This is a genomic window from Rania fehmarnensis (assembly GCF_056494185.1).
In genome coordinates, this window is the sequence record NZ_CM151398.1 from 4,408,702 (window position 1) to 4,425,922 (window position 17,221).

Sequence of the window (17,221 nt, forward strand, 5' to 3'; positions counted from 1 at the left end):
CGCTCAATCGAAATAGTAAAAGAACGCTGGCTTGGTACCGAGTTCTTCCTTGAGGATGTAGACGCGTTTATTTTCCAAAATCCAGCGGATATCGGAATTCTTGTCGAGAATGTTGCCAAACACGCGAGCACCCGTCGGGCAGGCCTCTAAACAAGCTGGTAACTTGCCGCGGCGAGTGCGGTGCAGGCAGTAGGTGCACTTCTCGACGACACCCACTGGCCGCACTCGATTGCTCAAATAGCTCTGGTCAGGATTGATTTCTTCTGCTGGAACTTCGGGCTGCTTCCAATTGAAACGCCGAGCGTGATACGGGCAGGCGGCTTCACAGTACCTGCATCCGATGCACCAGTTGTAGTCAACGACCACGATGCCATCTTCCTCTTTCCACGTTGCCTTCACGGGGCAAACATCGACGCAAGGTGGTTCATCGCATTGTTGGCATTGAACTGGCAGGTAGAACTTGTCGTCTTTGGGAACAACACCCGAATAGGTCGTCGAACCCTTCTCCATATCCATCGTGCCTTTGGGCATTTCGATGACGCGGATGTAAGACTGATTCGTTGAGCGGTCGTGGTTGTTCTCCTTGTGGCACGCTTCGACACACTTGCCGTTTCCGTTGCAAACGCTCAGGTTGATCGCGTAGACGAACTTGGTACCGGGGATCGGACGGTCGTCGGCGATGGTAACGTCAGCGCCATATTTTTCCTTGGTTTCAGCTTCCAAGCGAGCGATGACATCCGCTTTCTGCTCTGGCGATAGTTCCGTGTAGTGCTGCTGCATAAATTCGACTGCAGTCGTGCTCTTGGCGGCTTGCCGAAGCGGCGAAATGGCAGCGACAAAGGCGGCAGCCCCGAGGGTCGCAAAGCCTCCTTTCACAGCGGCACGGCGAGTGAAATTCTCGACGATCGGTAGAGAGCGATTTGCTTTGGATTCAGCCTGTTGGGTGTTGTTTGGCTCAGTGTTTGTCATGCGCAGCCGTCCCTTCCTGTTGGTGTTCCGAGTTTGACGGCTCGTTGAAGCGATCCTTCGGCTTGAACCCGACGATCATTTTCGGATACTTCGGCACGTGAGGATCATGACAGTCGATGCAGTTGTTCTTCATCTGGGGACCACGACTCAGGTCCCAGTGGCCATTCATGCCGCCGTGAGCACCATGAGCGAACGACTCAGCTTGCTTACTGTGGCACTGAGAACAAAGCGTCATCACGTTCTCATAAGTGACAGAGCTTCCGTCAGCCAATCGCAGAGCGTCGGATTCATTTGGGTTATGGCAGGCATAGCAGGCGATGTTTCCGTGATTGAACGTCATGCCTTGGTGAAACTCATCGAGTGTCGTCGCGGTCTTGTTTTCGAGATTGGCTTGGCGAACGCTGTGACAGGTTGAGCATGCAACGCTAGCTATGCGCCCCTGCGGATCGTTCCCAGCGAGCTCGATTCGTGGTGGTCCGGATGGCTTGCGAATGATGACCGGATGCGTTTCGTTCGAATGGACGGACGCGTGCGACGCCTGAGCTTTATCGGTACGACTAGCGGACATATTCGCTCGTGTGCCTGACTGCCAGAGAGCCGCCAAAGCCATCGAAGCGAATAAACACAACAAAACTGCGAAAAATAAACTTGCGATTCGCGGCATAAATTTCCGTTCCAAATGAGGTTTCGCAGACGACATCTAATGTATACACTTAGGTGCATGTTAGCGAAACCTCAGTTTCCAACGATGCCACTACTTTTTAGGAAAGCAAGCGCGGTGCCAATCAGCGGACTTGTCGTAACCTTCCGGTCCCCGGTCACCGAGCATTCCGCGGCTGTTGAGGCTTTACGTATGATACCGGAGATCGACATTGGTGAGTCGGCGGGTAGTAAATTGGCGATCGTCATCGATTCTGAAACGAAGCGTCGCGATCAGGAAATCTGGAACACGGTACAACAGTTGCCTGGCGTGCTTGACGTGGCTGTCGCGATGGTCGCATTCGATGAAGATGATCAGGCCAATTAATGAAGATTCAATTAGGAAAAAACATAATGGATTCCGAACGTCGCAGTTTCTTAAAGTCCGCTGCGATGGTCGCAGCCGGTTCGATGGTTGCTGGCGGCACGTCGTTACCGGTCGTACAAGCTGACGAGGGTGTTGGTGATCTGCCGGTGCTTGATGGACTTTCCTGGAACAAGGCTCCTTGTCGATTCTGCGGAACCGGTTGCCACGTACAAGTCGGCGTCGAAAACGGTCGTGTCGTTGCGATTGCAGGCGACAAAGCTGCGGATGTCAACAAAGGGTTGCTATGCGTCAAAGGCTACCACGTCGGCGGCATCCTTTACGGCAAAGATCGACTTACTAAGCCATTGTTGCGCAAAGCAGACAAGCTAGTAGAGATCGAATGGGACGAAGCGATTGAGATCATCGCGAAACGCATCTTCGACTCGCCCAAGACATTTGCCTTCTACGGGTCCGGTCAGTGGACGATTCCCGAGGGCTTCGCCGCGCAGAAATTCATGAAAGGCGGCTTGAGCAATAATCATATCGACCCCAACGCACGACTTTGTATGTCGTCGGCAGTAACGGGCTTCCTGGCAACGTACGGTGTTGACGAACCAGCTGGCTGTTACCAGGACCTCGACGAATGTGATGTACTGATCACTTGGGGGAACAATCCAGCTGAGATGCACCCGGTGCTGTTCTCGCGTGTAACGGACCGCCGATCGCGCGGAGAAACCGTTCGCATCATCGACATCGGTACGCGGCGAACGCGAACCACTGATGCTGCCACGGACTACTTAGAAATGAAGCCGCATGGTGACGTTGCTATCTCGCTCGGCATCATGCACTTGTTGATTGCGAACGACAACTATGACAAATCGTTTGTTGAAAAGCATTGCAATTTCCGTGGTCCTGAGGCCGAAACGCCAACGCTTCAAGGTGAAGCGATCAGTGAGGAGGAGTTCCGCAAACGAATTGCCAAATACACACCGGAGCATGTCGAAGAGCTCTCGGGTGTGCCCGCCGAAAAGATCCGCATGCTGGGTGAGCTGTTTGGCAACCACAACATCCGCATCACATCGTTGTGGTGCATGGGGATGAATCAACACACAATGGGAACAGCGATTAATTCGCTAGTTCACGGAGTACACTTGTTATCTGGGCACTTCGGTCGTCCCGGTGACGCGCCGACGAGCCTGACGGGACAGCCCTCGGCCTGTGGTACGGTGCGCGAGGTGGGCACGCTGGCCCACGCCTTGCCTGGCGGTCGCGTTGTTACGAAGCCAGAGCACCGGCAGCATTGCGAGGAGTTTTGGAACCTACGCGCCGGCAGTATTAATGAAGTGCCCGGGTATCATACGATTCAGATGTTCGAGCATTTCACGAAGCCAACGGCTGAAGGTGGTGATATCACTACGATGCTGGTGCAGGTTACCAACCCAGGACAAACGCTGCCGAATTTAAACGCGTTGTTCAACAGCAAGAAGGGCCTTGAGGATAAGTTCCTGATCGTCAGTGAAGTCTACCCAACGGCCACGACTCAGCTTGCAGATTTGATACTTCCTGCGGCTTTGTGGGTTGAGAAAAATGGCATGTTCGGCAATAGCGAACGGCGCACTCAACAATGGTTCAAGATGGTAGATCCACCTGGTGAAGCTCGCGATGATTGCTGGATGACGATCGCGATCGCTCATAAGTTGTTCGAGATGGGCCATGAAGGCATGAAGGATAAGAATGGCGAGTTTATTTTTGCCATCAAGGATGCTGACGGAAAGGAAATTCCGATTTGGCAGTTCGAGCACTACTACGACACCAACGTCGATAAGCACCTGTTCGAAGAGTATCGCTTGTTCTCCACGATGAAGCATAAGAATCTCGCTCCGTACGATGAGTATGTCAAAGCTCGCGGCTTACGTTGGCCCGTGGTTCAGCAAGACGACGGCTCTTGGCGAGAGACACGCTATCGCTTCTCGGAGTTTGACGACCCCTTCGTTACCAAAGGACAAGAGTTCGAGTTCTATCACTCATCCTCCAACGATGGTCGCGCACAAATCTGGTTTCATGAGTATGCGCCGCCTCCGGAAATGCCGGATAAAGACTATCCAATGTGGCTTTGCACGGGCCGGGTATTGGAACACTGGCACTCTGGAACAATGACACGCCGACTCGCGCCGCTGAATCGAGCGATGCCAACCGCTTACGTCGAGATGAACAGCGAAGACGCGAAAGCGGCCAACATTCGCCAGGGTGAAAAGGTGGTCATTGAATCTCGTCGTGGAACATGCGAACTACCGGTGTGGATCGATGGCCGTGGCCGACCGCCACGCGGGACAGTGTTTGTTCCCTTCTTCGACGAAACCAAGTTGATCAATAACTGCACGCTCGAGGCACATGATCCGTTTTCGAAACAACCCGACTATAAGAAGTGTGCCGTTCGCGTGGTGAAAAAGAGCGAAGTGAAGAAGCCTCCAGTGAAGGTGCCGTCATGAGCCGGTTCGTTACGGTCTTTCTCTCCTCTGTGATCGCAATCGCTGTCATCGGCTTTTTTGTCGGCATCGGCGATGGTGTCCCGATGCCAGACGGAGTCAACGAATCATCGCTTGTCGACCTGTGGCCTTCCGACTCGGCCGTCGTGGACACGAAATTAGTTCCGGCACTTAGCTATGCCGACATCGCGAGTACGCCCATGGGACCGACCAAAGCATGGCAAGCAACGCTGCAGAGCTTGCCGCAACCTGAGTTTGACTTGTACACCAAGATTGAACCCAGCGAAGCAGAAAAGAAAGCATCGAGCAAATTGCGTGCTTCAAGACGAGCTTACAACGGAGCACCGCCGATTATTCCCCACCCGGTCGAAAACACAAACGATGCAGCTTGCTACGCATGTCACTCGGGAGGCGTGAAGATAGCGGGCTTGAAGGCCAGTGTGATGTCGCATGCGTACCTTGCAAATTGCGTTCAGTGTCACGCGCCGATGGCACCGACACCCTTTCAGACAATTGATTCGACGGTTGAAACAACCTTCGTAGGCTTGCCGGCACCCAAAGAAGGAAAGCGAGCATACAAGGGTGCGCCGCCAACAATCCCACACTCGCGTTGGATGCGAGAGAACTGCAATGCCTGCCACGGCGGGCCGCACGGTTGGGCCGGTATGGAGTCAACGCACCCATGGCGGACCAACTGCGTTCAGTGCCACGCCCCATCAGCCACGCTAGATCAAATGCCGGAATCCGAAGTTGTTCCCATGTTGCCGCCGCTCGATGTGGTGACCGCAAAAGTAGGTGCTGGAACGCCGCAATGAAAAATCGGGCGGGTAGTTTCATTGCTCGCATTTACTCGGCTCTGTGGCGTGCCCTCTACGTGACAATCAAGCTTCCGGTAGCTGCGTTTAAGTATTTGTTTGCGTCGCCTAAGACGAATCAAAGCCGGCGAGATTTACTGCAAGGCCGCATGTGGAAGTTCATTCCATCTGCCAAGTTTCCGCCGCTGGTCATGCGGTATCCGACGAAGTATTCCGAGCCAAGCGAAGAAAAATCGTCCGACGCGAAACCTCGCAGCATCGCGGGTATCAACATCGACCCGGTCCCATCAACCAACTTGGGACTTAGATCGGTATCGCGAACGTTGCCCGTTTTTCGTCCGCCCGGAGCGATCGATGAGTTTCAATTCTTATCTGGCTGCACGCGGTGTGGTGACTGCATCACTGCCTGTCCCTACGAGGCGATTCGCAAAGCACCTGAGCGACTTGGCAGCATAGCCGGTACACCGATTATTGAAGCGGACACAGCGGCTTGCATGATGTGTCCAGACTTTCCCTGCATCGACGCGTGCGAACCTGGAGTGTTGACCAAGCTCCTCCCTCCGATCATGGGCACAGCCAAGGTCACCGAACAACTGTGCCTTGCTCATCATCACACAACTTGCACCGTGTGTAGTGAACGTTGCCCCATCGATAGCGCAATAACGGTTACTGACGGCAAGCCCATTATCAACGAAGAAACATGCACAGGCTGCGGCGTGTGTCGCTACGTTTGCCCAGCCCCCGAAAATGCGATTCTGCTCATGCCCGCCTTCTCTCGACCAGGATTACCAAGACCATGACGAGCAAAAAACTAAGCTTAGAAGATCTTGAGAACAATGTGCCGCTACCGGAGATTCTTCAGGCGGAATGGGCCAAAGACCAAGTGTTGCAGTTGTTCGCCGACCTAGCCGCGGGGGCCAGCGTACAGCATGTGCAATTGAAATCAGCGGCGACCGATGCAACTGTACCGCTTGCGACTGCGGAAGCCGCCTTTGCAGCGGACGAAGCACATGCGATTCAGGTGCGATACGTTTTTGAAGGCGAGATGTGGTGCGACACGATCATGCCGGGAAATCCCACCACCAAAATCACTCGTAATCGTGTACCCAACGGTTGTTAGAACTCGATGGTAGCTTGCGTCGACTTTAGCGATTGCATCAGTTTTTCTGCAGGATCACAGGTTCGTTGCCGATCGAAGTGCAATTGAGTGGCATTTACGAATCTGCCAGCAATGAGTCGCTTTTCTTTAGGCGGGAGAGCACTCGTGACAACTAGTCTCGATACGCTTTCAAAGGGATGGCATGCTATGGTTATTGATTGCTATGACACCTACGCAACGGGACACGACGGTTCAATACTTCATTTTGACGTTGTCGTGGCGGCTGGAACCCTCAAAGGAATTGTCGAGCATGTTGCGGCTCAATTCGCTGGCGGACATTCACCCGAAGTCGAAGCGGAACTGAGTTGCAGAGTGTCGGCCGCTCAGGCAAACGTGACCGCAGAGCACAGAATCGAGCTCAAGCGGCAGGGTTTTGCAATCGTTGAAAAGACGAGTCGCAAGAAACTCGCGGCTTGATCGACACAGAGCAACACCGCGAATTCGCTTTTGTTGATGTAGACCCGCAGACTCTCGGCATTACGGAGAGTCGATCAAAGGGATGATTGGGTTGGTGGAATTCAGCAAGCCAGCGATCGTCACATTGGCAAAAGCTTGCTCCGTTACCTCGTAGGCATGATCGAGTTCGGCGTGCAACGGACACAAAGATGTGTGCGATTGTAGATTCAGCGGACAATGACAAATCCGCTTGATCGGTTCGACCGCGTTGACGACGTCAAGAATCGTGATCGATTCGGCAGATCGTGCCAGCACGTAACCTCCTTGTACGCCGCACCGCGATTCCACCAATCCTTCGGCGGTCAAATTCTGCATGACCCTGGGAAGATAGCGTCGAGGTATCTGCGTCGCTGCGGCAATCTTGTCAGCAGAAGAAGGCGTTTTGTCACAGGCGACTTGCGTTGCTAGGAATGTGACGGCTCTAAGTGCGTATTCTGTTGTCTGCGTGAGCATGGTCTTTCCTAGCTGACGAAGTTTAGCTTGCTGCCCTAAACATACACCTTGACGTGCACATTGAATAGTATACCTTTAAGTGCATGTTTGAGTTGCGTCGCACCACGCTGTCGGCAACCTTCCTGAAAGAACCTCTCCCAAAATTGAGAACCCCACCCATGCTGAGTGAAAAAACGATTCGGATCGTCAAGGAAATTACGCCATTGGTGGCCGCCAACGCGGAGACCATTACGCGACGGTTTTACGAACGGATGTTCGAGGCCAACCCTGAAGTGAAGGCGTTCTTTAATCAGGCTCACCAGCACACAGGCGGTCAGCAGCGTGCGCTCGCCGGTGCCATTTGTGCGTACTTCACGCACATCGATAATCCGGCCGTGCTATTGCCAGCCGTCGAACTGATCGCGCAAAAGCATGTGTCGCTAGGCATCAAGGCAGAGCACTATCCGATCGTCGGCAGCAATCTTCTGGCTGCCATCAAAGATGTGATGGGCGATGGAGCCACCGACGAAATCGTCGAAGCTGTCGCCGAAGCTTACGGATTTTTGGCCGACCTATTCATCGGGCGTGAAGGCGCGATTTACGAAGAGCAGGCTTCGCTGCCCGGCGGATGGAACGGAACGCGAACATTCGTCGTCGCAAAGAAGGTTCCCGAAAGTTCATTGGTAACCTCGTTCTACCTGAAACCCGCTGACGACGGCCCGCTTCCACCGTTTAAGCCAGGTCAATACATCACCGTACACATCGATCATCCTCATACACCAACATCACCACGGAACTACAGCCTTTCGGATTGTGCAAGCCAACCCCATTACCGCATCAGTGTCAAACGCGAAGAACGACTCGCTCCGGATGCTCCTGATGGATTGATTTCCAATCATTTGCACGACGCAGTCGAAGAGGGACACCGCATCGAACTAGGTCCGCCTTGCGGCGAATTCACGATTGATCCAGCGGCCGTTGCTAAGCCGATCGTTTTGATCGCCGGCGGAATTGGCGTGACTCCACTGCTGTCCATGGCCAAGTCTCTCGTCAAAGAAAATCCAGAAGCAAAGGTTTGCTTCATACAGGCTGCTCGCAATAGTCAGGTACAAGCATTTGCGGGCGAGCTTCGCGATCTCGCCGAGTCGGGACGCAATGTCAGCACGAAGGTCATATTCGATGCGCCTCTATCCGGCGACGTGGAAGGCGGAAAGTGTGATACGGCGGGATTTATCACGACAGATCTGCTCAGAGACTGGACTCCCTATTCCGAGGCCGAGTTCTTCTTCTGCGGGCCCAAACCGTTTATGCGAAATGTTCGCGCTTCATTGCAAGAACTCGGCGTCGATGAACATCGCGTTCGTTATGAGTTCTTCGGGCCGAAAGAAGATCTCGTCGCCGCGTCAGTCTAGTTCAGAGAAACGCATAGTCATAAAACCAAAACAAGAGACCTTGGTCACAGGTCCCGATAGCTCTGAAAGTTAAATCAATGAAACGCTTATGGATGGCCTTCGGGGCCGTGATGATTTTTTCATTCCTAGTCCTTGGTTGGATTGGGACTCGCATCTTTCAGGAGATGCCACCGATACCAGACAAGTTTGTAACTACTGCTGGCGCTACGCTAATAGACAGTGGTGAAGTTGGCGAAGGCCAGAACGTTTGGCAGTCACTGGGCGGTATGCAGGTCGGCTCCATTTGGGGCCACGGCAGCTACGTGGCCCCGGACTGGACGGCTGATTGGTTGCACCGTGAGGCCGTGTTCATCCTCGACAAGTGGGCCAAAGCCGAATTCAGCAAGCCGTTTGCAGACCTTGACTCCGAACGACAAGCTCAACTAAGTGGCCGCTTGTCGGACCTGATGCGAAACAACACGTATGAAGAATCAACGGGTGTCGTGACCATCGATCCCATTCGGGCAGAGGCGTTTGAGTCCAACGTCGATCATTACCGGACCGTCTTTATTGATGGAAACGCCGACTACGCGATTCAAGCCGGAGCCATTTCGAGCGAAGAGCGGCTGCGCAAGTTCTCCTCTTTCGTATTTTGGACATCTTGGGCCGCCTCGACAACGCGGCCAGGCGACATTGCCAGCTACACCAATAATTGGCCACACGAACCGTTAGTTGGTAATCGCCCGACAGGTGACAACATTGTCTGGACCGGCGTGAGCGTCATCATGCTGCTGGCTGGGATTTCCGGTATGGCGTGGTGGTACGCATCCCGTCGTGAAGATGAGGAAAAGCCTGATAGCATCGCTGCTAGCGATCCACTGGCTCAGTGGAAGGCGACACCATCGCAAAAGGCAACCATCAAGTATTTCTGGGTTGTTGCAGCATTGATCTTCGCTCAAATGTCGTTGGGAATCATAACCGCTCACTACGGTGTTGAAGGTGAAGGGTTCTACGGCTTTCCGCTTGCAGAGTATTTACCCTACAGCGTCTCACGAACTTGGCACGTCCAAATCGGATTGTTCTGGATTGCAACCGCTTGGCTCGCCGCCGGGCTGTTTATCGGGCCGCTAGTCAGCAATCACGAACCAAAGTATCAGCGTCTAGGGGTCAACATTCTTTTCGGAGCGCTGCTATTGGTCGTCGTCGGTTCACTGACGGGCGAATGGCTGAGCATCAAAAATTACATGAGCGACACTGTTTCGTTCTATCTCGGACACCAGGGCTACGAATACGTGGAGCTTGGCCGAATCTGGCAGATCGCGTTATTGGGTGGACTGCTGTTATGGCTAGTCCTAATGCTGAGAGTTCTTTGGCCCGCGCTGCGTCAGAAGGCCGATCCCACAACGACAGAAGCTAATTCCCAGCGTCATCTCGTCGTACTGCTGGCCGTGGCGACCGCCGCGATCGCATTGTTTTACGGAGCCGGGTTGACGTGGGGGCAGCACTCACATCTGACGATGGTTGAGTACTGGCGGTGGTGGGTCGTTCACCTTTGGGTTGAAGGCTTCTTTGAAGTCTTCGCGACCACGGTGATCGCGTTCGTATTCATGCGACTGAACCTTGTTCGTCCTGGTTTAGCGGCAGCGGCGGCATTACTGTCGGCTACGATTTTCCTGGCGGGCGGGATCATTGGAACTTGCCACCACCTGTACTTCTCGGGAACACCGACGGTGGCGCTTGCATGGGGTTCAGTATTTAGTGCACTTGAAGTGGTGCCGCTCACGCTCATCGGCTTCGATGCGACGGAAGACCTAAGACGAAGCAAAGCGTCTCCGTGGGTCCAGCGATACAAATGGCCGATCTATTTCTTCGTGTCGGTCGCGTTCTGGAACATGATCGGTGCCGGCTTATTCGGGTTCATGATCAATCCGCCAATCGCACTCTATTACATGCAAGGCCTGAACACGACACCGCTTCACGCACACGCCGCGCTCTTCGGAGTGTACGGGATGCTTGGCATTGGCCTCATGCTGATGTGTTTACGAGTACTAATTCCGGGCCGACCATGGAAAGATGGCATGCTGAGAGTAGGCTTCTGGGGCATGAACGTCGGTCTCATGGCAATGTGCCTACTGAGCCTACTACCAGTTGGACTGTTGCAAACCAAAGCCTCGGTAGAACGCGGTTATTGGTTCGCCCGCAGTAGTGAATTCATGCAAACCGATCTTATGCAAACACTGCGATGGATGCGAGTTCCCGGTGACACCATCTTCTTCCTTGGAGCTGTTGCTTTAGTCTGGTTCATTCTTGGGCTTAAGACCGGACATTCGTTCTCCAGTGTCGATGACGGTTTTGATCCTCCCGAAAGTGATGCTTTGGAAAGTCTCAATCCCGACGCCCAAAAGGAGCAACGTGACACAGCACTTGCCTGAGAACTCAAGCAGATCGCGTGTGTCCACGCTGTCACAGGCCATTTCAAACTACTTTGTTTCAACGAACTCCCACAGGAATCAAAAATGATCACTCTCGATCCCGAACAAACCGTCGGTGACTTTGTTCGTCAAAAACCAACTCGCGCCCGAGTCTTTGAATCGCTCAAAATTGACTACTGCTGCGGTGGTAAGGTCTCGCTTGTTCGGGCTTGCGAGAAACGGGGCATCGACTTGGGCGAGGTGCTGCAAGCGATCAGCACAAACGATGAACAAGCTGATCTTGGCACACTAGTCGACGTTGACTCGATGGGACTCACTGAACTAGCTGATCACATCGAAGCGACCCATCATGCTTACCTCCGCGAGGAACTGCCGCGACTGGATGCAATGACCGAAAAGGTCGCGCGAGTTCACGGTGACAAGGACGAGCGATTGTTCAAGATGCGTCAGGCTTTTGTCGCTCTCAAGGCAGAGCTCGAGCCGCACATGATGAAAGAAGAGAGGATTCTGTTTCCGATCGTTCGGCAGCTTGAGGCCTCACCGGAGCGTCAAGAATTCCACTGCGGTAGCGTGGTAAATCCCATTCGGCAAATGGAGCACGAACACGACCAAGCAGGTGATGCTCTGGCGATACTGAACGAGTCCACTGACGGGTACACACCGCCGGAATGGGCCTGCAATACCTATCGAGCGATGCTTGATTCGCTCGCAAGACTAGAAGCAGATATGCACCAGCACATCCACAAGGAAAACAACGTCTTGTTTCCGAAGGCTGTTCAACTCGAGCACGACCGAGTGTGAGAGTTTAGAGAATGTTTCCTTCCTGTTTTTCACTCGCTCAAAAAGGCGCTCCTTATGATTCGCTATCTCTCTCTGATCCAGTTCACGGACCAAGGTGCCCGAAATGTCGACAAGTCAGTCCAACGTGCTTCAGACTTTGGAAAGTCCGTTAGCGATGCTGGCGGAAAGCTTGTCTTGCAAGTTTGGGCCGTTGGCCAATACGATGGTTGCGTCGTTTTTGAAGTCCCTGACGAGGCAGTTGGATCTGCATTGCTCGTCAAGTTGGCAAAGAATGGCAACGTAAGAACTCAGACCCTGCGTTGCTACGACAACCAAGAGTTTGAGACTGTTCTAAAGGCCGTATCATGAACGCACCCTTAGGTTCTATTGCAGAGAGATTCGGGCAAAGCTCCATTTCATTTAATCGAACGACGCTCGCTGTGTTGCTCGGATTCGCGATGGCGTCAGCCTGCTTTGGTGATGATTCGTGGCGCGGCTTTCGTGGTGACGGAAGTGGGGTAGCAAAAGCGAACGTGCCGACCCAGTGGTCGCCTACTGAAGGTGTCGCATGGCAGACGAGTATCCCTGGCTATGGGCAATCCTCACCCGTCGTATGGAACAACAAAGTCTATGTAACTAGCAGTGAGGGTCCGTTTCAGGAAGACTGCCAGGTCCACGCTTTCGACTTGCAAAGTGGTAATAAGTTGTGGACCTCGCATATCGAGGCGACCACGAAAGTTGAAAACTATTTTCGCAACAGCCGCGCTGCCCCAACGTGCTGTGTCGATCAGGACGCGGTTTACTCCTTCTTTGCCAGTGGCGATGTGACGGCGATGTCGCATGACGGTAAAAAACTTTGGAGTCTTCCGCTGCTCAAGACCTATGGAAATGTCGATAACGAACGCGGTGTCGCAAGTTCACTTGCGCAGACAGACGATCACCTTTTCGTGTTGATCGATCACCATGGACCGTCCTATTTGGTGGCGGTAGAAAAGCAGAGCGGCGAGGTGGCTTGGAAAACGGATCGTGGAGAACGAGTGCCTTCTTGGTCTTCACCGGTAGTCGCAAAGTCAGGAGACCGCAACATTGTCATTACCAGCTCTGCCGACACGGTGGATGCGTACGATGCAAAGACGGGAGAGTCGTTCTGGCAGCTTGGCGGTTTGCAGGGTAATCACATTCCCTCGGCAATCATCGATGGTGACGAAATCTTCGTCGGCTCAACGACCATGTATGGTGGGGCAACCGACGAGGACGCGACGGCTGGATCGAATTGCTGCATCAAGTTAACGAATGTTGATGGGAAAGCAGGCTATAAGGTCCGCTGGGGCGCTGAAAGAGCAAATTCGTATTATTCGACGCCGCTGGCATTCGCTGGATACGTCTACTACGTCAACAAGGTTGGGGTGCTGTTCTGCGTCGATCAAGAGACAGGTAAGCAAGTTTTTGCCAAACGAATCGGCAATCCATGCTGGGCATCGGCCGTCGGAGTCACTCAACCCGACGGGGAGCAACTCGTCTATTTTGTTTTAAAGAATGGGTTTACGGTCATTCTTAAGCCCGGCGACCAGTACAATCGAGTTGCCCGCAATCAGCTTTATGACGCCGACGCGATGATGGAGGCGAGCCGTGCGGCGGCGGAGCAAAGGAAGGCGAATGCCGTTCCTCCAGAACAGGCTGCTCCTAAAACTGGCCCCGAGAAAGTATTTGCAGGGATGCCAGAGAATCAGCTCCACGAAATGTTTTCGTATGGCGACCCGATGGTTTATGGCGTCGCAGTAGCCGGTGATCGTCTGCTCGTTCGCACCGGCCAACACTTGTACTGCGTCGGACAGTGACTTTACTAACGTTCCACTCATAAAAACAGGAAGTTCCAATGTCCATTAAACACGCAAATCCATCCGAAGTGATTCATTTGCAGCCGCTGGGTTCCGAGATCGGAAGCACCAAAACTTCTACGTTGTTCAAAACTGAGGTGATGGAGGCGATACGGCTTGTCTTACCAGCAGGCAAGCAGATCGCCGAGCACAAAGCGCCAGACGAAATCACTGTCTTTTGTCTGGAAGGACGCGTGAAGTTCACATCTCAAGGAGAGGCCAAAGAACTTCTTGCTGGCGACCTACTGTACCTGACTGCTGCCGCCCCGCATGCGGTCGAAGCCGTTGACGATTCAACCGTGTTGGTCACGATCTTGTTGAAGGGTTCCGTGAACCGCACCGGCGATTGATTTTCTTCCGCTCAACTCAACTCAATTTCCACATCGTCACCCTTTATTGAAACTTGGTAAGCTCTGACGTCACGAACGCCTGGCCCGCTGAGAAGCTTGCCGTTGGTGACGTCAAACTCAGCACCGTGCCATGGGCAAACGGCAACGCAGCCGATGAACAGTCCTTCGCTCAATGGAGCCCCCTGATGCGGACACAAATCGTCGATTGCGTAAATCGTTCCGTCGACATTAAACAGCGCGATGAGTTGATCATCTGCGATTACCATTTTTCTTGAGCCCGGTGGGATGTCTTCCAGGCAAGCGACCTTGAACCAAGTCATTGAATCTAATCCTCGCGGGTAAGTTCAGCGGTCTGTTGAAAGTTTGTCCGTGGCACTTCGTAAACCGTGCTCGGCTGGTTCATCGTGCATCTCCTGGACGCGGATAGGTCTATCGAAGTCAAACGAGATGCCCTATTGTATACATGCAGGTGTAAATTTCCCAGGACTCTTAGCGAGCGTTAACATGACGATCCAACAATTCACGGTTCGCATCGAACGCCAAGACCATCCATCAAAGCCCTCGTACTGGCAGTCATTCACATTCGACCGCGAGCCTGGACTGAACATCACCGCCGTGCTGCAGCGGATCTCGGCGAATCCGGTTACAAACGAGGGGCTGATGGTCGCGCCGGTCGCTTACGAGTCAGGTTGCTTGGAAGAGGTTTGCGGTTCCTGCACAATGCGCATCAACGGGCGAGTACGCCAAGCATGTTCGGCATTGGTCGATCGCTTGCTTTTGGACGGTCCCACTGAGATTGAACTGCGGCCGATGAGTAAGTTCCCGGTCGTTCGCGACCTGTGCGTCGATCGTTATCGCTTGTTCCGTGCCTTGGAAAAACTTCAATGCTGGGTTCCCGTTGATGGCTACTACGACATGGGTAGTGGACCGAAGCAGTCATCCGAACAACAAGAACGGGATTATCCGTTAAGTCAATGTATGAGCTGCGGCTGCTGTTTGGAAGCTTGCCCCCAGTTCAATGAAGTTGTCATCAATCGCCATCAAGAGGAGTCGGAAGAGGCCTTTGTGAAACGCCGCGACGAGGAGCTTGATCAACACTTCATTGGTGCCGCAGCAATGAGCCAAGCGGTGTTGATGAACTCAAGCCCTAATGGCCAATCGCTCGTGACACGCCGTATTGAAGCTATGATCGCACCAGGTGGAATTCAAAATTGTGGAAAAGCGGGCAATTGCCAAGCCGTATGCCCGAAAAACATTCCGCTAATGCACTCTTGGGGACGAGCCAACCGAGCAGCAACCATTCACGTTATCAAGAAGTTCTTTGATGGTTGAAACAGCCCGCGGCGCTAAACGCCTGCTCTATTGGCTTATGGCTGGTGTGTTCTTTCTTTTGGCAATGCTCGGTGTTGCTTTGCCTGGAATCCCAACCACGCCATTCTTGCTGCTTATGTGCTACTTTTTGTTACGCGTCTCACCAGCAATGCACGCGAAGGCGATGGCGTGGCCGCTGGTCGGTGGGCCACTCCGAGATTAGCGAGATCAAGGCGGAGTACGCCGCAGCGTAAAACATCTCGCTTATGGAATGGTGACCTTGCTGGTCGGTTCCACGCTGATCTTCAGTTCACTCTCGGTTATGCTCAAAATAATCATTGCATCCGCTGCTATTTATGGGTTATCAGTCGTCGCTCATTTGCCAATTGCGCGCGACGAGCTCGGCGATCCCAACGGCGAGTTCAAAAATGCAAGCCCAACGCAAGAGTGATTCCGTCCAGTCCTACCGTGCTGTGGGAGTCGACGGGGCCACCAGCGTCGAGCCATAGTTGGCATTCATAGCCGGTACGCACAAACATGCTTGCAGATTGTCCAATCGCCTGCTCATATTGAAGGCCCAAGCCAAGTTCCAAATTGCTGAGAATTTCGCGCTGAATTGCGATGTCCTCCAGCTCGGTCGTGAACGCACCCTTCATCTCGTAAATTCGCTGTTCTGTTTCACTCACCAGCAAAGAAGCCCTTGTTGCTGCAAAGATTCCAAAATGGCTAGCACCGATGCCACGTGTCAACTGAGCAGACAGAGTTGGCCCAGCCGCAGCCAAATCAAGGTCGTTCCGGACGACTTCCTCAAGTGCCCCGCCAGCGTTGAACACTTCACCGCGGGCTGTTTGTTCCGTATCCGCAATGCGAACTCCCATGCCCAAAATCGCTTGGGACTGACGCCAACGAAAGAGCTGTGTTGCTTCGAGGTCCAGCGAACTCAGCTTTAGCGCATGATTAGACACGAGCGTCTGTCCAATGTTTGCGTTAGCATTACGGGACAGATTTCCGCCAGCCCCATACACAAACAGATACACTGGAGTCGCTCCTGCCACGGCAGTGACGGCCTCTCGATTGGCCGATTCGTCAAAGCGGAAGTAGGTCGCACGAAATCCTATCCCGTTACAGGATTGCCAGCCCAACCAAGCTCTCGGTGACAGTTGGTAGTCGTACTCAAACGGTACCAACATGTTTCCGACGGGTGGGTCCACAATCATGGCCACATTCTGATCAAAGTTGGGTCTTATCCAAATCAGTTCCAGGCCACCATGGAATCCTCTGACAGAAACATCTGAATATAGTCGCTGATCCTCTGGCCAACTCCCACAACCCCCGGCGCAGACGCTCGGTGCTAGACATGGTGCCGACTGTGGTGGCAAAGGGAAGTATCCCTGATGGATCGGTTGTGGTGAGCTCGGTTGTTGAAAACTAGAACAGCCATTACCGTCAAAGGCTGTTCTTGGTGTCGTTAATCCATGGCTCGGATAGTACGGTTCCCATCCACGCTGGATTTGTGGAATCGGTGCGTATTGCTCATGCGTTGGCTGGCACAAAAGGGAAGGCCACTGAGATGTCGCCTGGTAGCTGCAAGGTTGCGCCATCGCTGTGTTCAACTGCAAAAACAGGGCACCGACGCCCAAAATGATTCTTCTGATGTCCATTAGGCCCTCCCTGACCAAATCGCCGACCGCACTCAAAAAGCGAGCACATGTGCAATATCTGCACTTTCAGGTGCATTATTAAGCCGGGGCGACCGT

19 protein-coding genes are annotated in these 17,221 nt (G+C 53.3%); 14 read left to right on the forward strand and 5 right to left on the reverse strand.

Annotated elements, in window-relative coordinates; genetic code table 11:
* Positions 1–3 precede the first annotated feature (3 nt).
* Positions 4–969, reverse strand: a complete 966-nt coding sequence (locus tag SH573x_RS15040; protein ID WP_479356323.1) for a 4Fe-4S dicluster domain-containing protein — start codon at positions 967–969, stop codon at positions 4–6.
* On the reverse strand, positions 956–1,537 hold the full coding sequence (locus SH573x_RS15045) for a cytochrome c3 family protein (RefSeq protein WP_479356324.1): 582 nt from the start codon (positions 1,535–1,537) through the stop codon (positions 956–958). Before SH573x_RS15045 ends, SH573x_RS15040 begins: the two co-directional genes overlap by 14 nt.
* 180 nt (positions 1,538–1,717) lie before the next feature.
* Between SH573x_RS15045 and SH573x_RS15050 the strand changes: the two genes are divergently transcribed.
* From SH573x_RS15050 to SH573x_RS15075, 6 genes are all read left to right on the forward strand, one after another.
* Positions 1,718–1,996, forward strand: coding sequence for a chaperone NapD (locus SH573x_RS15050; protein WP_479356326.1), 279 nt, complete (start codon positions 1,718–1,720; stop codon positions 1,994–1,996).
* 26 nt (positions 1,997–2,022) lie between these two features.
* Complete coding sequence (locus SH573x_RS15055) at positions 2,023–4,464, forward strand: molybdopterin-dependent oxidoreductase (RefSeq protein WP_479356328.1); 2,442 nt, start codon at positions 2,023–2,025, stop codon at positions 4,462–4,464.
* Positions 4,461–5,276, forward strand: a complete 816-nt coding sequence (locus SH573x_RS15060; protein ID WP_479356330.1) for a nitrate reductase cytochrome c-type subunit — start codon at positions 4,461–4,463, stop codon at positions 5,274–5,276. Before SH573x_RS15055 ends, SH573x_RS15060 begins: the two co-directional genes overlap by 4 nt.
* A complete protein-coding gene (locus SH573x_RS15065) occupies positions 5,273–6,076 on the forward strand; it encodes a 4Fe-4S dicluster domain-containing protein (protein ID WP_479356332.1) in 804 nt (267 codons plus the stop codon). The genes SH573x_RS15060 and SH573x_RS15065 overlap by 4 nt, the downstream gene beginning before the upstream one ends.
* Positions 6,073–6,396 (forward strand): hypothetical protein, encoded by a 324-nt coding sequence (locus SH573x_RS15070; RefSeq protein WP_479356334.1) that lies wholly within the window; start codon positions 6,073–6,075, stop codon positions 6,394–6,396. The genes SH573x_RS15065 and SH573x_RS15070 overlap by 4 nt, the downstream gene beginning before the upstream one ends.
* 186 nt (positions 6,397–6,582) lie before the next feature.
* Positions 6,583–6,852 (forward strand): DUF2024 family protein, encoded by a 270-nt coding sequence (locus SH573x_RS15075; RefSeq protein WP_479356336.1) that lies wholly within the window; start codon positions 6,583–6,585, stop codon positions 6,850–6,852.
* Positions 6,853–6,912: 60 nt separating this feature from the next.
* Here SH573x_RS15075 and SH573x_RS15080 read toward each other — a convergent pair whose 3' ends face one another.
* Positions 6,913–7,344 carry an RrF2 family transcriptional regulator gene (locus tag SH573x_RS15080; protein ID WP_479356338.1) on the reverse strand — a complete coding sequence of 144 codons (432 nt, stop codon included), beginning with the start codon at positions 7,342–7,344 and terminating at the stop codon, positions 6,913–6,915.
* Positions 7,345–7,502: 158 nt separating this feature from the next.
* Between SH573x_RS15080 and hmpA the strand changes: the two genes are divergently transcribed.
* From hmpA to SH573x_RS15110, 6 genes are all read left to right on the forward strand, one after another.
* A complete protein-coding gene (gene hmpA, locus SH573x_RS15085) occupies positions 7,503–8,735 on the forward strand; it encodes an NO-inducible flavohemoprotein (RefSeq protein ID WP_479356340.1) in 1,233 nt (410 codons plus the stop codon).
* A gap of 110 nt (positions 8,736–8,845) precedes the next feature.
* Positions 8,846–11,146: a nitric-oxide reductase large subunit gene (locus SH573x_RS15090; protein WP_479356742.1), complete on the forward strand. Its 2,301-nt coding sequence runs from the start codon at positions 8,846–8,848 to the stop codon at positions 11,144–11,146.
* An 84-nt stretch (positions 11,147–11,230) separates the two neighbouring features.
* Positions 11,231–11,947 (forward strand): iron-sulfur cluster repair di-iron protein, encoded by a 717-nt coding sequence (gene ric / locus SH573x_RS15095; protein ID WP_479356342.1) that lies wholly within the window; start codon positions 11,231–11,233, stop codon positions 11,945–11,947.
* A 54-nt stretch (positions 11,948–12,001) separates the two neighbouring features.
* Complete coding sequence (locus SH573x_RS15100; RefSeq protein WP_479356344.1) at positions 12,002–12,295, forward strand: GYD domain-containing protein; 294 nt, start codon at positions 12,002–12,004, stop codon at positions 12,293–12,295.
* On the forward strand, positions 12,292–13,764 hold the full coding sequence (locus tag SH573x_RS15105; RefSeq protein ID WP_479356346.1) for an outer membrane protein assembly factor BamB family protein: 1,473 nt from the start codon (positions 12,292–12,294) through the stop codon (positions 13,762–13,764). The genes SH573x_RS15100 and SH573x_RS15105 overlap by 4 nt, the downstream gene beginning before the upstream one ends.
* Before the next feature lie 38 nt (positions 13,765–13,802).
* Positions 13,803–14,153 carry a cupin domain-containing protein gene (locus SH573x_RS15110; RefSeq protein WP_479356348.1) on the forward strand — a complete coding sequence of 117 codons (351 nt, stop codon included), beginning with the start codon at positions 13,803–13,805 and terminating at the stop codon, positions 14,151–14,153.
* Positions 14,154–14,164: 11 nt separating this feature from the next.
* Here SH573x_RS15110 and SH573x_RS15115 read toward each other — a convergent pair whose 3' ends face one another.
* Positions 14,165–14,473, reverse strand: a complete 309-nt coding sequence (locus SH573x_RS15115) for a Rieske (2Fe-2S) protein (protein WP_479356350.1) — start codon at positions 14,471–14,473, stop codon at positions 14,165–14,167.
* A 184-nt stretch (positions 14,474–14,657) separates the two neighbouring features.
* Between SH573x_RS15115 and sdhB the strand changes: the two genes are divergently transcribed.
* Together sdhB and SH573x_RS15125 are read left to right on the forward strand one after the other, a co-directional pair.
* Positions 14,658–15,485 (forward strand): succinate dehydrogenase iron-sulfur subunit, encoded by an 828-nt coding sequence (gene sdhB / locus SH573x_RS15120; protein WP_479356352.1) that lies wholly within the window; start codon positions 14,658–14,660, stop codon positions 15,483–15,485.
* Positions 15,478–15,687 (forward strand): DUF454 family protein, encoded by a 210-nt coding sequence (locus tag SH573x_RS15125; protein WP_479356354.1) that lies wholly within the window; start codon positions 15,478–15,480, stop codon positions 15,685–15,687. Before sdhB ends, SH573x_RS15125 begins: the two co-directional genes overlap by 8 nt.
* Before the next feature lie 199 nt (positions 15,688–15,886).
* Here the strand turns inward: SH573x_RS15125 and SH573x_RS15130 are convergent, their stop codons facing one another.
* A complete protein-coding gene (locus SH573x_RS15130) occupies positions 15,887–17,125 on the reverse strand; it encodes an Lpg1974 family pore-forming outer membrane protein (protein WP_479356356.1) in 1,239 nt (412 codons plus the stop codon).
* Positions 17,126–17,221: the final 96 nt, after the last annotated feature.